The 12787-nt window shown below is 72.4% G+C and carries 15 protein-coding genes; 8 read left to right on the forward strand and 7 right to left on the reverse strand.

Features of this window, described 5'->3' with window-relative positions:
* Positions 1 to 4: 4 nt before the first annotated feature.
* The gene (locus tag AB0P25_RS08870) at positions 5 to 946 is read left to right on the forward strand and encodes a DMT family transporter (RefSeq protein ID WP_363806726.1); all 942 of its coding nucleotides are present in this window, start codon (positions 5 to 7) and stop codon (positions 944 to 946) included.
* Here the strand turns inward: AB0P25_RS08870 and AB0P25_RS08875 are convergent.
* Positions 943 to 1497: a CGNR zinc finger domain-containing protein gene (locus tag AB0P25_RS08875; protein ID WP_363806727.1), complete on the reverse strand. Its 555-nt coding sequence runs from the start codon at positions 1495 to 1497 to the stop codon at positions 943 to 945. The genes AB0P25_RS08870 and AB0P25_RS08875 overlap by 4 nt on opposite strands.
* Before the next feature lie 70 nt (positions 1498 to 1567).
* Here AB0P25_RS08875 and AB0P25_RS08880 point away from each other — a divergent pair, with 70 nt between their 5' ends.
* From AB0P25_RS08880 to AB0P25_RS08895, 4 genes are read left to right on the forward strand one after another with little or no spacing between them, the layout of a single operon-like run.
* Complete coding sequence (locus AB0P25_RS08880; protein ID WP_363808046.1) at positions 1568 to 2536, forward strand: EamA family transporter; 969 nt, start codon at positions 1568 to 1570, stop codon at positions 2534 to 2536.
* A gap of 39 nt (positions 2537 to 2575) precedes the next feature.
* Positions 2576 to 3403, forward strand: coding sequence for a class I SAM-dependent methyltransferase (locus AB0P25_RS08885; protein WP_363806728.1), 828 nt, complete (start codon positions 2576 to 2578; stop codon positions 3401 to 3403).
* 42 nt (positions 3404 to 3445) lie between these two features.
* Positions 3446 to 3721, forward strand: coding sequence for a hypothetical protein (locus AB0P25_RS08890; protein ID WP_363806729.1), 276 nt, complete (start codon positions 3446 to 3448; stop codon positions 3719 to 3721).
* A gap of 46 nt (positions 3722 to 3767) precedes the next feature.
* A complete protein-coding gene (locus tag AB0P25_RS08895; protein ID WP_363806730.1) occupies positions 3768 to 4298 on the forward strand; it encodes a hypothetical protein in 531 nt (176 codons plus the stop codon).
* Between the two features lie 253 nt (positions 4299 to 4551).
* Here the strand turns inward: AB0P25_RS08895 and AB0P25_RS08900 are convergent, their stop codons facing one another.
* Positions 4552 to 5475 (reverse strand): DMT family transporter, encoded by a 924-nt coding sequence (locus tag AB0P25_RS08900; protein WP_363806731.1) that lies wholly within the window; start codon positions 5473 to 5475, stop codon positions 4552 to 4554.
* 70 nt (positions 5476 to 5545) lie between these two features.
* Between AB0P25_RS08900 and AB0P25_RS08905 the strand changes: the two genes are divergently transcribed.
* Genes AB0P25_RS08905 through AB0P25_RS08915 form a run of 3 tightly spaced genes read left to right on the forward strand, consistent with a single transcriptional unit; the run spans position 5546 to position 7739 of the window.
* Positions 5546 to 6478 (forward strand): LysR family transcriptional regulator, encoded by a 933-nt coding sequence (locus AB0P25_RS08905; protein ID WP_363806732.1) that lies wholly within the window; start codon positions 5546 to 5548, stop codon positions 6476 to 6478.
* Positions 6479 to 6538: 60 nt separating this feature from the next.
* Positions 6539 to 6790, forward strand: coding sequence for a DUF3072 domain-containing protein (locus tag AB0P25_RS08910; protein WP_363806733.1), 252 nt, complete (start codon positions 6539 to 6541; stop codon positions 6788 to 6790).
* A 49-nt stretch (positions 6791 to 6839) separates the two neighbouring features.
* On the forward strand, positions 6840 to 7739 hold the full coding sequence (locus tag AB0P25_RS08915) for an AraC family transcriptional regulator (RefSeq protein ID WP_363806734.1): 900 nt from the start codon (positions 6840 to 6842) through the stop codon (positions 7737 to 7739).
* Here AB0P25_RS08915 and AB0P25_RS08920 read toward each other — a convergent pair.
* The 5 genes from AB0P25_RS08920 to AB0P25_RS08940 all read right to left on the reverse strand — a co-directional run bounded on the left by AB0P25_RS08920 (position 7736) and on the right by AB0P25_RS08940 (position 12582).
* The gene (locus tag AB0P25_RS08920) at positions 7736 to 8950 is read right to left on the reverse strand and encodes an MFS transporter (protein WP_363806735.1); all 1215 of its coding nucleotides are present in this window, start codon (positions 8948 to 8950) and stop codon (positions 7736 to 7738) included. The genes AB0P25_RS08915 and AB0P25_RS08920 overlap by 4 nt on opposite strands.
* 133 nt (positions 8951 to 9083) lie before the next feature.
* On the reverse strand, positions 9084 to 10466 hold the full coding sequence (locus AB0P25_RS08925; RefSeq protein WP_363806737.1) for a GH1 family beta-glucosidase: 1383 nt from the start codon (positions 10464 to 10466) through the stop codon (positions 9084 to 9086).
* Positions 10467 to 10468: 2 nt separating this feature from the next.
* On the reverse strand, positions 10469 to 10831 hold the full coding sequence (locus tag AB0P25_RS08930) for a tautomerase family protein (protein WP_363806739.1): 363 nt from the start codon (positions 10829 to 10831) through the stop codon (positions 10469 to 10471).
* A 36-nt stretch (positions 10832 to 10867) separates the two neighbouring features.
* Positions 10868 to 11818: an aldo/keto reductase gene (locus AB0P25_RS08935; RefSeq protein WP_363806741.1), complete on the reverse strand. Its 951-nt coding sequence runs from the start codon at positions 11816 to 11818 to the stop codon at positions 10868 to 10870.
* Positions 11815 to 12582 carry a VOC family protein gene (locus AB0P25_RS08940; RefSeq protein ID WP_363806742.1) on the reverse strand — a complete coding sequence of 256 codons (768 nt, stop codon included), beginning with the start codon at positions 12580 to 12582 and terminating at the stop codon, positions 11815 to 11817. Before AB0P25_RS08940 ends, AB0P25_RS08935 begins: the two co-directional genes overlap by 4 nt.
* Between the last annotated feature and the right edge of the window lie 205 nt (positions 12583 to 12787).

Here is a 12787-nt window from a genome sequence, read left to right on the forward strand (position 1 = left end):
CCCGGTGGCGCGCCCGGCCGCCGGCCTCGCGATCATGCTGGCGGCGCAGCTGTCGTTCAGCACGAGCAGCATCCTGCTGAAGCCGCTGCTGGATGCGGGATGGTCGCCCGCGGCGGCGGTCGCCGTGCGCGTCGCGGTCGGTGGAGCGCTGCTCGTGGCGCCCGCGCTCGTGGCGCTGCGCGGGAGCCTGCTTCGACTGCTGCGTGAGTGGCGGCTGGTGCTCGGCTACGGGCTGATCGCGGTCGCCGGGACGCAGGTGCTCTACTTCGCAGCGGTCCAGCGGCTGCCGGTGGCGGTCGCGCTGCTCATCCAGTACTCGGCGCCGGTGCTGATCGTCGGGCTGGGCTGGGTGCGCGGGGTGCGCGTGCGCGCGATGGTCGTCGCGGGCGCGGTGGCGGCCGTCGTCGGCGTCGTGCTGGTGGTCGATCCATTCGGTTCGGGCGGGGCGATGGATGCGGTGGGCGTCGCGCTCGCGCTGGCGGCGGCCGTGTGCCTGGCCGGCTACTACCTCATCTCGGCGCGGCCGACGCCTGGCCTGCCGCCGCTTGCGCTGGTGAGTGCGGGCCTCCTGGTCGGGGCCGCGGCGACGATGGTCGTCGGTCTGACCGGGCTGCTGCCGTTGACGGCCTCGTCGGAGCCGGTCGTCCTCGGCGGCGCGACCCTGCCGTGGTGGCTGCCGATGCTGATCGTCGCGGTCGTGGCGACCGCGGTCGCCTACTCGCTCAGCCTCGCCGGCTCGCGGCGGCTGGGATCCAGGCTGGCGTCGTTCGCCGGGCTGACCGAGGTCGTGTTCGCGGCGGCGCTGGCGTGGGTGCTGCTGGGCGAGGTGCCGGGGCCGCTGCAGGTGGTCGGCGGCGCGTGCATCCTCGCCGGTATGGTGCTGGTGCGGTGGGGGGAACCGGCGGTGGCGCGCGCGCCCGATGCCGAGTTGGAGCCCGTGCCCTAGGCCTCCTGCTCTTTGCGCGCCCGGAACGCGATCATGTTCATGCGGTTGCCGCAGCGGACGCTGCAGAACCGCTTCGATCCGTTGCGGGAGAGGTCGAGCACCAGCCCGGTGCAGTCGTCCGCGGCGCAGACCCGCAGCCTCCCGGTCTCGCCGGAGCGGATCACGTCGACCAGGGCCAGCGCGATCTCGACGCGGATGCGCTCGGCGAGGGGCGCGTCCTGGGCCGTGGCGTGCAGGTGCCAGTCGATGCCGTCATGCCGCATCAGATAGGGGAGCGCCCGCGCTTCGGCGAGCATGGCGTTCACCTCGAGCGCGGCGGCGTCCCGGTCGAGGGCCCAGGTGCGCTGGATGCGCTCCCGCGTCGCGCGCACCTCGCGCAGCTCCGCCTTGTCGCCGTCGACCCGCCCGGAGTACCGGTTCTCTCGCAGCAGGGTGGCCAGCTGGTCCGTCGTGGCGAGCTCGTCCTCGCCGCTGCGGGAGGCGCCGGGGTCGGTGTCGCAGAGCGCGACGGCGAACTCCAGCGCGTCCACTGTGTCAGGGGCAAAATGCAAGTTGACTCCTTACGCTGAACGGGTCTAGCGTCAGGACCATCATCCCTTACGATCCTGACAGGTGAGTCACATGCAGCAGCGCCACCCGGCCTCCGTCGGCCTCCTCATCGCTGTGGTCGCCGCCGCGTCGTTCGGAATGTCGGGCGCGTTCATCAAGCCGCTGCTCGAGAGCGGATGGTCGCCGGTCGCAGCCGTGACGGCCCGCGCGGCGATCGGCGGCATCGTGCTGCTGCCCTTCGCGCTGGTCTCCGTGCGCGGGAAGTGGCGTGCGGTCTGGCGCGGACGCTGGCGGCTGCTCGGGATGGCGCTGATCGGCGTGGCCGGGACCCAGGTGCTGTACTTCGCGGCGATCCAGCGCATCCCGGTCAGCACGGGCATCCTGGTGGAGTACCTGGCGCCGGTGCTGCTCGTCGCGGTGGCGTGGGCGCGGACGCGGAAGGCGCCGGCTCCGGTCGTCCTGATCGGCGCCGTGGTCGCGGCCGCCGGTCTCGTGCTGGTCGTGGCGCCGGGCGGCGGGGGTGCGCTGGACCCGCTCGGGCTGCTGCTCGCCATCACGGCCATGGTCGGCTGCGCCGCCTTCTATGTGATCGCCGCGCGCCCGAGCGACGGGCTGCCGCCGGTCGCGCTCGCCGCCGGCGGGCTGCTGCTCGGCGCGGTCGCGTTGGGGCTCGTCGGGCTGACCGGCGTGCTCCCGGTGACCGTGAGCTTCGCCGACGTCCCGCTGTTCGGCGGGCAGACGCCCTGGTGGATTCCGCTCGTCATCGTCGGCGTCATCGCCACCGCGGTCGCCTACGCCTCCAGCATCACGGCGACGGAACTGCTCGGGTCGCGGCTCGCCTCCTTCACCGGTCTCCTGGAGGTCGTCGCGGCGACGCTGTACGCGTGGCTGCTGCTCGGCGAGCAGCTGGGGCCGGCGCAGCTGCTCGGAGGCCTGCTCATCCTGGGCGGGATCGCCCTGGTGCGGGCCGACCGGGGCGACGCACCACGGCCGGAAAGATCCCGCAGTCGGTCCCGCGCCGGCGCGGAGGTCTTCCGCTAGGCTGACAGGCTCGGCGCCGCCGGGCGGAAGGAGCCGTCCATGTCCGTCTACACCGACGCCAACCGCGCCAACTGGGACGACCGCGCCACCCTGCACGCCGACCGCGGCGACCACGGCTACCGCATCTCGCAGTACATCGCCGACCGCTCGGCGATCTCGGACGTCGTGCGGTTCGACCTGCCGCGCCTGGGTTCAGTGGAGGGCCTGCGCGCCGTGCACCTGCAGTGCCATATCGGCACGGACACCCTCTCGCTTGCACGGCTCGGCGCCCGGGCGACCGGCCTCGACTTCTCGGCGAATGCGATCGACGAGGCGCGGCGGCTCGTGGCCGACACGGGCGACGACGTCGACTTCGTCGTGGCCGACGTCTACGACGCCGCGGACGTGCTGGCACCCGGGTCGTTCGACCTCGTCTACACCGGCGTCGGTGCGCTGTGCTGGCTTCCGAGCGTCGACCGCTGGGCGCAGGTCGTCGCCTCCCTGCTGGCGCCGGGAGGCGCGCTGCATCTGCGGGAGGGCCACCCCATCCTCTGGTCGATGGACGAGCGCCTGGACGACGACCTGCACCTCCGGTTCCCGTATTGGGAGCGCGAGCAGCCGCTGGAGTGGGACGACGACTCCACCTACGTCGAGACCACGCGCCCGCTGACCGCGACGCGCACCTACGAGTGGAACCACTCCCTGGGCGAGATAGTCACTGCGCTGATCCGCGCCGGCCTGCGGATCGACCTGCTGGAGGAGCACGACAGCGTGCCGTGGGAGACGCTGCCCGGGCAGATGGTCGAGCGCGACGGCGAGTTCGTGCTCGCGGCGCTCGACGGCGTCGCTCCGCTCAGTTACACGCTGCGCGCGTCCAAGGCGGCCTGACAACCCCTTGCCGCGCGTCCGATCCGCGCCGAAGGTGGGCTCATGGATGCGACAGGCAGGGACGAGGACCGGCGCGGGCACGACGAGGACAAGTCGACGATCGACGTGCGCCTGACCGGTGTCCGCGACCCGAAGGACCCGGATGGACTGCTGACCGTCGAGCAGGACACCGAGCGCCCCGACCCGGCGCGGTACGGAGAGCCGGAGACGGACACCCTGGAGCGCGAGCGCGCGTACTTCGCGCGTCTGGGCGGTGACGGCTCTGCGGAGGAGCTGCCCGAGGTGCCGCCGAAGCGCGGCGTCACCGGGCTGGGCTGAACCGGCCCGGACTGACCCGGCCGCGCCGACGGGGAAGAATGGGGTGATGGCCCTCCCCGCGACCGAGCGCATCGTCCCCGTCCCGGTGAACCGCATCGAGCTCGAGGCCGCGGTCGCCTTCGGAACCCTGCGCCGCGCCTTCGAGGCCGAAGTGCCGCCCCTAGACGTGGCGCACCTCCGCGAACTGCTCTCGCAGGGCGCGGACTGGCGACGGCTGACACTCGAGACGGCCGGGCCCGGCATCCACCGCTTCGTCCGGTTCTGGACCGAGCACCCGACCCCGCTCATGCGCGTCGGCGGCGCGGACATCCCCAGCGCCGTGTACCTGATCGGCGACTATGCGACGGCCGCGCGCATGTTCCGCCACGACGCGGGAACGCTGCTGTACACGCCGCTCCGGGTCGAGCTGCATGCCACCCGCGGGGGCGGGACGGTGCTCAGCGTCGACCAGCCGAGCAGCCGCCTGGGCAGCTTCGGCAACAACAAGGTCACCCAGGCCGGTTTCGAACTCGACCGGATGCTGGGCGATCTGCTCGAGGAGCTGGACCTGCCGCGCCCGAGCGTCCTGCGCCGCTAGCCGGCGTCGGACCTGATCGGGATCGGGGACGTCCGGCCCGGTGACCGCGACATCGCAGCGGTACCACGTGCCGGCGATGCCGCCGACGTCCACCCACGACCGCACGATCTCGTAGCGCCGCGGGACGTCGCCCTGCGTCGGCTGCTGCTGGATCGCGTCCGCAAGCGCCGCGTCGAAACCCTCCTGCGATGAACCCGTGACCAGCATGGGACCCTCCCTTCCCGGCTCATCGGCGAGCCGGCCCAGCGGAACGCTACGCCCCGGCGCGTGGGCGCGGCAATCGCCGTTCCGGCCGGTGGGCCGCCCGGATCCGGCGTGCGAGGCGCGGGCCCTGGGAGACGACCACGACCCCGGCGATCACGATCGCGCCGCCGAGCAGTTCGAGGGGCACGGGGACGTCGCCCAGCCAGACCCACGCGAGGAGCACGGCTACGGGCGAGACGAGGTACAGCAGCGACGTCGAGACCGCGACCGGAAGGCGTCCGACGGCGTAGCCCCACAGCACGAACCCCGCCGCCGAGGGCAGAAGGCCGAGATAGACGGCCGCCATCCACCCGGACATCGGGGCGGTCAGCAGCGCGTCCCATCCGAAGGGGACCAGAGGGAGGGTCATCAGGGTGCCCGCGACCATCGTGTAGGTCGCGACCTCCAGGCCGGTCCGGGTGCGCAGCAGGGGACGCTGCAGCGGATGGTAGATGCCCTGCACGATCATGGCGGCCACCGCGATCCACACGGCGGCGCTGAGGCTGACGCCGGCGCGCGACAGGCACACGATCAGCACGCCGGCGAGCGCGATCACGCCGCCCGCGATGGTCAGGGGACTGATCCGTTCGCCGAACAGCACGCGAGCGACCGCGACCGAGACCAGCGGCGCGGCCGCGACGATGATGCTGGCGGTACCCGCGGGGACGTGGAGCTCGCTCTCGTTCAGCAGCAGCTGGTAGGCGGTCATCCCGAAGAATCCGGCCGCCACCACCCAGCCGAGATCGCGGACACGGGGTGGTCGGATCCGCGCGACCGCGGCCACCAGCAGCAGGGCCACCGCGGCGACCGCCAGCCGCACGAAGGAGAGACCGACCACGCCGAGCGCTGGGGCGGCGACCTGGATGGCGGGGAACGCACTCGCCCAGAGGAGCACCACGGCCAGGCCCGCGGCGACGGCGCGATCGATTCTCATGACCCGATGCTCGCGTCCTCGACAGATAAGCACCAGTGACTATTTTTTATCTGAACTGTAAGCTGGGGTGATGATCGACGTCCGCAAGCTCAGGATGCTGGCCGAGCTCGAACGCCTCGGCACCGTCGCCGCCGTCGCCGAGGCGCTGCATCTGACCGCGCCGGGGGTGTCCCAGCAGCTGAACGCCCTCGAACGCGAACTCGGCGTTCCGCTCACCGAGCGGCGCGGGCGGCGACTTGCGCTCACACCGGCCGGCGTGCTGCTCGCCGGCCACGGACGCGAGGTCATGGACCGGCTCTCGCTCGCGGAGCTCGAGGTCGACGCCGTCCGGCGCGGCGCGACCGGCGCCTACCGGGTCGCCGCCTTCCCCTCGGCCGCGCGGACGCTGGTCGCCGGGGCGTGGGCGGCGCTCGACGCGGCGGGGTCCGGGCTGGAGCTCGAGGTCGCCACGCTCGAGCCGGAGGACGCCCTGGCCGCGCTCGCCGCGGGCTCCGCCGACCTCGCCATCGTGCACTCCTACTCCAACATCCCGCGGGAGCTGCCGAACGGCGTGCTGGCCGAGCCGATCGCCGAGGAGCCCGTCTGGCTCGCCGTGCGTGCGGATGACCCGCTGGCCCCGCGCGACGGCGGAGCGCTCGAGCTCGCCGCGCTGTCCGAGCGCCGCTGGATCGCCCCGGACGCCGCCTTCAGCTGCTACGAGATGGTCGAGCGCGCGTGCGGACTCGCGGGATTCCGGCCGCGGATCGCCGTGCAATCGGTCGACTTCGCGGTGCAGCTGGCGTTCGTCGCGGCCGGTGCGGGCGTCGCGCTGGTCCCAGATCTCACCGTGGAGCGCGTCCCGGACGGTGTGATGCTGGTTCCGCTCGCCGCGCCCGTCTCGCGGTTCACCCACGCGGCCCGTCGTTCCGCACTGCGGGACGACGCCGGACTCGACAACATCGCCGCCGAACTGCGGGCCGCGGCACACCGCAGTATCCGACCGTCCGCCGCACCGCACGGGTGAGTCGGCGGCACCGCGTCAACCCCGGCTGCAGTGTCGGCGCCGCGGCGTACTGTCTGCCGCATGACCGACAGCAGTGACACCAACGGCTCCGGCGACGTGCTCGGCGCACGCCGCGACGACGACAGCAACCCGGCAGCGAAGGACCCCTCGGAGTGGGTCACCGGCGACGAGCCGATGACCGCCTCCCAGCGCAGCTACCTCGACACCCTCGCGCGCGAGGCCGGCGAGGAGCTTCCCGCCGATCTCACTAAGGCGCAGGCGTCGGAGCACATCGACCGCCTGCAGCAGAAGACCGGCCGCGGTCAGGGCTGAGCCTCGCGACGGCGGGAATGGCATCCGCTGCCTCGCCGTTTCCCTTCCCATGACAGACGCGCCTCTGCCCGGCGCGGCGCGAGCCGCCGCGGAAGACCTCGAGCGCGTGCTGGCGCGCCTCGAGTGGACGCTGCTGGACTTCGAGCAGCGGGAACTCCCCGCCGGTACCGCGGTCGCCGTGGCGCCCGGACGGGTCCGATTCCACTACGTCGTCTCCGGCGTCGTGGAGGTGACGGGAGGCGCGGCGCCGCTGCGACTCGAGGCCGGCGACTTCCTGATGGTGCCCCGATCCGAGGCGCACCGCGTGCGGGCGGAGCACGACGCGGTCGTGGCGTCCGGCGAGCTCGACACGACGGCGCCAGGACTACCCCTCACGTCGGCGCTCCCCGCTTCCCTGACCGCCTGCGGCTTCGTCGTGCGCGAGGCGCACATGGGGCCGCTCATCCAGACGCTGGGCCTCGAGTTCGGCGGCATGCGCGCGGGCAACTGCCTGATGGCGAGCCGCATCGCGTCCATCATCGCCACGGCGGCCGTCCGGTCGTGGGTGGAGAACGGGTGCGCCTCCGATCAGTGGCTCGTCGGCGTGCGCGACCCGCACATCGCCCGGGCGCTCACCGCGATGCGCGACGCACCGGGGGAGCCGTGGACGGTGGACCGCCTGGCCCGCGTCGCCAGCGCCTCCCGCACCGTCTTCGCCGAGCGATTCCGGGAGCTGGTGGGCGACTCGCCGAGCCGGTACCTGGCGACGGTCCGCGTGGAGCAGGCGGCCGAGCTGCTGCGCGACGACCGGCTCAGCGTCGGCGAGGTGGCGCACCGCCTCGGCTACGGGTCGGACGTCGCCTTCAGCCGCGCGTTCCGCCGCGTCACCGGGGTGAGCCCGGCGGCGTGGCGGCGGAGCGCCGCGGCGGGCTCGACGGCGTCGGCCGCGCCCGCCGCGCTGAGTGCCTAGGCGGCCGGACCGCGCCGGCGGGCCGTCCCGAGGAGCACCCCGCCGAGCACGGCGACGATCCCACCGGCGACCAGCGCCTCCTTGACGCCCGCGCCGTCGACGAGCAGCCCGCCCACGGCGGCGCCCAGCGCGATCGCCAGCTGGAAGGCGGCGACGACGAGACCGCCCGCCGCCTCCATCCGCTCGGGCTCGGTGCGCGCTGCCCAGGTCTGCACGAGGGTCGGCACGCCGCCGAAGGCGAAGCCCCACAGCACCACCGCCGCGAAGGCGAGCGGAACCTGGTCCGGCAGCAAGGCGAACACCGTCACAGCGCCTCCGAGCACCGCCGGCATGACGACCAGCGCGGTGCGCAGCCGGCGGTCGGCGACGATGCCCGCGACGATGTTCCCCGCGAAGGCGCCGAGACCGTACGCGGCCAGAAGCACCGCCAGACCCGCGGCCGTCAGCCCAGGGATGTCCGCGGCGCCGAGCCGGATGTAGGTGAAGCCGGCGAAGTGGCCGCCCGCGAGCAGGGCCATGCCGAGCAGCCCGACGATCATGACCGGCGAGCGCAGGACGGCGAACAGCGTCCGGACCCCGGACCCGGAAGCGGGTGCGATCTTGGGCAGCAGGAGGAGCTGGGCGACGGCGGCCGCGACGGACATCGCCGCGACGAGGATGAACACGGCCCGCCAGCCCCAGACCGCCCCGAGGAACGCACCGAGCGGGACGGCGACGACGGTCGCAAGCGAGACGCCGGTGTTCACGATCATCATCGCCCGGCCCAGGTGCTCCTGCGGAACCAGCTGCGCCGCCACGGCGACGGCCATCGACCAGAAGCCGGAGATCGCGATGCCGAGCAGCACGCGCGCCACGAGCAGCAGCCAGAACTGGGGCGCCACCGCGACGAGGATGTTGGACACGGCCGCGAGCACGGCCAGCGAGACCAGCAGGATGCGCCGGTCGAGACGGGGCACGAGCGGACCGATGGCGGGCCCGGCGACGACGCCGATCAGGGCGGTCGCCGTGACGGCCTGCCCCGCGGTCCCTTCGCTGATGCCCAGTCCCGCCGCGATCGGCGACAGCAGGCTGGCGGGCAGGAACTCACTCGTCACCAGCGCGAAGACGCCCAGCATCAGGGCGACGACACCGCCCCAGGACGCACGACGGACGGCGCCGGAGACGGCGGGGACGGACGCGGTTCCGGGAGAGGGGGAGGTGTCGATGCTCATGCTCCCAGCCTGGCGAGGCTCCCGGCGGCGCACCCGACCGATCGTCCGGGCGACCTGATCGCCCGTCCGGGATCCGCGGGACGCAACACGCCGCCATCCCGAGCGGATGACGGCGTGTCGCGACCCATGGATGTCAGCGGGAGGCGGGCACAGCATCCCGGAGGAAGTCGCGCACCCAGCGGGCGCTCCGCTTGGGCGTGCGCTTCTGCGTCTGGTAGTCGACGTGGACGATCCCGAAGCGGCGCGAGTAGCCCCACGCCCACTCCCAGTTGTCGATCAGCGACCAGATGAAGTAGCCCTGCAGCGGCAGACCCTCGGCGACCGCGTTGCGCGCGGCCTCGAAGTGCGCCTCCAGGTAGTCGGTGCGCGCGCCGTCGTCGATCTCGCCGTCGGCATCCACGCGGTCGGGATAGGCGGCGCCGTTCTCGGTGATGTACAGCGGCAGGTCGGGCGCGATCGCGTTGGCCTGGCGCAGCACGTCGACCATCCCGTCGGGGTGGATCTCCCAGCCCATCTGTGTGACCGGAGCGCCCGTCTTGACGAACCGGACGTGCTCGCTTCCGGGGTAGGCGCTCGCCGGTGCGTCCGCCGCGGGCTTGGATCCCGAGGCGACGGTGTGGCGGCTGTAGTAATTGATGCCGAGGAAGTCGATCGGCGCGGAGATCCGCTTCAGGTCGTCGTCGGTGGCGTGCTCGGCGAACCACTGCGTCTCGCCCAGGTCGTCGAGCACGTCAGCGGGGTAGGAGCCGGTCAGCACCGGGTCGAGGAACAGGCGGTTGCTGAGCCCGTCGATCCGGCGCGCGGCGTCCGCGTCCGCGTCGGAGTCGCTTGCGGGCTGCACCGAGTAGAGGTTCAGCGTGGTCCCGACGTTCGCCTGGGGGACGGTCGCCCGCAGGGCCTCGAGCGCGTGGCCGTGGCCGAGCAGCAGGTGGTGAACCGCGTGGGCCGAGCGCGTGCCGAGGGTGCGGCCCGGCGCATGGTGTCCGCTCGCGTACCCGAGGAACGCCGAGCACCACGGTTCGTTGAGGGTGATCCAGTCGGTGACGACGTCTCCCAGCTCCTCGGCGACGAGCGCCGCGTAGTCGGCGAAGCGCATGGCGGTGTCGCGGTCGAGCCACCCGCCGCGGTCCTCCAGCGCCTGGGGCAGGTCCCAGTGGTACAGGGTCGCCCACGGGGTGATGCCGCGCTCGCGCAGCGACTCGGCGAGCCGGCGGTAGAAGTCGAGGCCCGCGCGGTTCGCCGGGCCCGTGCCGTCGGCCTGGATGCGCGGCCAGGCGATCGAGAACCGGTAGGCGTCGAGACCGAGGTCGGCCATCAGCGCGACGTCCTCCGCCCAGCGGTGGTAGTGGTCGTCGGCCACGTCGCCGGTGCTGCCGTCGGCGATCGCGCCGGGGACACGGGCGAACGCGTCCCAGATGCTCTCGCCGCGTCCGTCCTCGTGGGTGGCGCCCTCGATCTGGTACGAGGCGGTCGCGCTGCCGACGACGAAGCCGTCGGGGAGGTCGCTTCTCTGCATGGTCACTGCTCCTTGGACGGGGCGAGCCAGTCGCCGTCGCCGTTCTCGTAGAGGGAGATGAGGATGTCGTCGCGCTTGATCCCGAGAGCCGAAAGTCGCTCGACGATCAGCTCCGCTCCGCGCTGCTTCACTTCGGGAGAGTACCCGTTGTACGCGAGGATGCTGATGAAGACGATGTCGCTCCGGTCGGCGTCCGGGAACGTCCGACTGTAGAACAGGTCCCCCTGCTCGTGCAGGGTGAAGATCTGGAACAGGTCGTCGGCCGGCATGCCCCAGCCGTCCGCCAGCGCGGAGTTGATGGCCTCGCTCATCTGCGTCCGCAGGTCGGCGAGGGGCGTGTGCATGTCGATTCGGACGAGTGGCATGGTGCTTCTTTCGTTGGTGGGTGGTGGGTGCGTGGCTCAGTCGGCGTCGAGCCAGGTGGACGGGGAGGGGAGCAGCGCCTCCAGCTCGTCCCAGAACTCCTGCGGCCGGTCGAGGGCGGCGGCTGCGAGGGTCTGCGGGATGCGCTCCGGCCGGCTGATCCCGACGATGGTGCTCGCGAAGCGGTCGTCGCGGGTCGAGAGGCGGAGGGCGGCGGCGGCGAGGGTGGTGTCCCACCGGTGGCACACGTCCCGCATCCGGGCGATCGCGTCAAGGGTCTCGGCCGACGCGGGCCGGTAGCCGTAGTCGGTCTTCCGCCCGCTCTCGTCGGCCAGGATGCCGCCGCCCAGCACGGCCGCGTTGACCACGCCCATCCCGAGCTCGGCCGCGCGGTCGAGCAGGGGCCCGGCGCTGCGGTCGACGAGCGTCCAGCGGTTGTGCACCAGCAGCACCTCGAAGACGCCGAGGTCGAGGTAGCGGCGCATGACGCGCACGTCCCCGCCGGCGAGACCGATGTGGCCGACCTCGCCGCGCTCCTTCGCCTGGACGAGCGCGTCCACGGCCCCTCCCGGAGCGGTCATCGCCTCGAAGTCGTGGAACTCGGGATCGTGGAGGTGCACCAGCGGCAGCGGGGCGATCCCCAGCCGCTCGGAGCTCTCCGCGATCGAACGCCGCACGCGCTCGCCGCTGTAGTCGCCGTCGCGCTGGTCGGTCTTGGTGATGACCAGCACGTCGTCGGGGAGCCCGCCGAACGCGGCGATCGCCGCGCCGATGCGCTCCTCGCTGCGACCGTCCGAGTAGCCGTTCGACGTGTCGATGGTGCGGATTCCGCTGCGCAGCACCTCCTGCACGAGCGCGATCGCGTCCGCCTCGGCGACCTCGTGCCCGAAGTTCTCCGGCATGCTCCCGAGCGGCGCGCCACCGAGCGTGATCGGGCTCACCGAGAGCCCGGTCGCGCCCAGCGGACGCAGCGCCGTGGATGCGGTCATGCGTTCGCGACCACGTACAGCAGGCCGTCGGGGCCGCTGTAGACCTCGCGGTCGCCGGCGGTGCCGACGGCGGTGCCCGGCGCCTGCTCGCCCTCGAAGGCGACGGCGACGAAACCGGGGGCGTCGAGCTGCGGGGTGCGCGAGGCCTTCTCGGCCTTGTCGTACGTGAAGATCTCGAGCGAGCTGTCGCCGTGGCGGAGGAAGTTGATCTCGAACCCGCGGTCGTCGCTGGGCTGGTGGATGCCGGACATCAGTCCATAACCGAGCTTGCCGTAGTGCTCCTTGGTCGCCTCCAGGTCCTCGACCGTCTCGGCCACGTGGTCGAACCGGGGGCGGTCCGGGTCGCCGAGGCCCCAGTCCTGCTCGACGGCCTCGCGGTCGTAGACCTCGTGGTACTGCAGCGGGCCCTCGACCAGCTCCAGCAGCGTCCCGTCCGGGTCGTAGAAGAAGGTGATGCGCACATCCCCCTCGGCGTGGATCGGCTCGAGGTGGAACGGCACGCCGGCCGCGTGGAGGGCGTCGACGCGGGCGTCGAGGTCGGAGACCTTGAAGCCGACGTGGCGGAAGCCGCGCTGCAGGTCGTCGCCCACCCAGGTCGACTCGGCGGGCGCGTCGATGCGGTTCAGGACGAGCGCGGCGGTGACCGCGTCGAGCACGGCCCGGTCACCGCTCTGCTCGATCACGCGGGCGTCGAAGTGACGCCGGTAGAAGTCGACGGAACGCGCGATGTCGGTCACGTTGAGGAGCACGGATTCGATGGCCAAGGGAGAGTCCTTTCTACGTTGAAAGCTCACTATCTCAACGTATGCAACTAAGCATTCAGGCCGAGAGAAAGCGGCAATAGACCACACCATACATGCTCGAAGGAAGTTTGTGACAAAAAGGTTTGAACTATTGCATGGCGTAGGGAACCGTGTGTAGGCTCGCCCCCGAACGTGCGCCGCTGATGCACGGACAGCACAACGAGGT

Source organism: Leifsonia sp. NPDC077715, assembly GCF_040686855.1.
Classification (GTDB): domain Bacteria; phylum Actinomycetota; class Actinomycetes; order Actinomycetales; family Microbacteriaceae; genus Leifsonia.

Bases quoted from the DNA above. Each gene is read 5' to 3' on its own strand.
- AB0P25_RS08880 (WP_363808046.1), top strand. From the start codon at position 1,568: ATGCAGCAGCGCCACCCGGCCTCCGTCGGCCTCCTCATCGCTGTGGTC.
- AB0P25_RS08885 (WP_363806728.1), top strand. From the start codon at position 2,576: ATGTCCGTCTACACCGACGCCAACCGCGCCAACTGGGACGACCGCGCC.
- AB0P25_RS08890 (WP_363806729.1), top strand. From the start codon at position 3,446: ATGGATGCGACAGGCAGGGACGAGGACCGGCGCGGGCACGACGAGGAC.
- AB0P25_RS08895 (WP_363806730.1), top strand. From the start codon at position 3,768: ATGGCCCTCCCCGCGACCGAGCGCATCGTCCCCGTCCCGGTGAACCGC.
- AB0P25_RS08900 (WP_363806731.1), bottom strand. From the start codon at position 5,475: ATGAGAATCGATCGCGCCGTCGCCGCGGGCCTGGCCGTGGTGCTCCTC.
- AB0P25_RS08905 (WP_363806732.1), top strand. From the start codon at position 5,546: ATGATCGACGTCCGCAAGCTCAGGATGCTGGCCGAGCTCGAACGCCTC.
- AB0P25_RS08910 (WP_363806733.1), top strand. From the start codon at position 6,539: ATGACCGACAGCAGTGACACCAACGGCTCCGGCGACGTGCTCGGCGCA.
- AB0P25_RS08915 (WP_363806734.1), top strand. From the start codon at position 6,840: ATGACAGACGCGCCTCTGCCCGGCGCGGCGCGAGCCGCCGCGGAAGAC.
- AB0P25_RS08920 (WP_363806735.1), bottom strand. From the start codon at position 8,950: ATGAGCATCGACACCTCCCCCTCTCCCGGAACCGCGTCCGTCCCCGCC.
- AB0P25_RS08925 (WP_363806737.1), bottom strand. From the start codon at position 10,466: ATGCAGAGAAGCGACCTCCCCGACGGCTTCGTCGTCGGCAGCGCGACC.
- AB0P25_RS08930 (WP_363806739.1), bottom strand. From the start codon at position 10,831: ATGCCACTCGTCCGAATCGACATGCACACGCCCCTCGCCGACCTGCGG.
- AB0P25_RS08935 (WP_363806741.1), bottom strand. From the start codon at position 11,818: ATGACCGCATCCACGGCGCTGCGTCCGCTGGGCGCGACCGGGCTCTCG.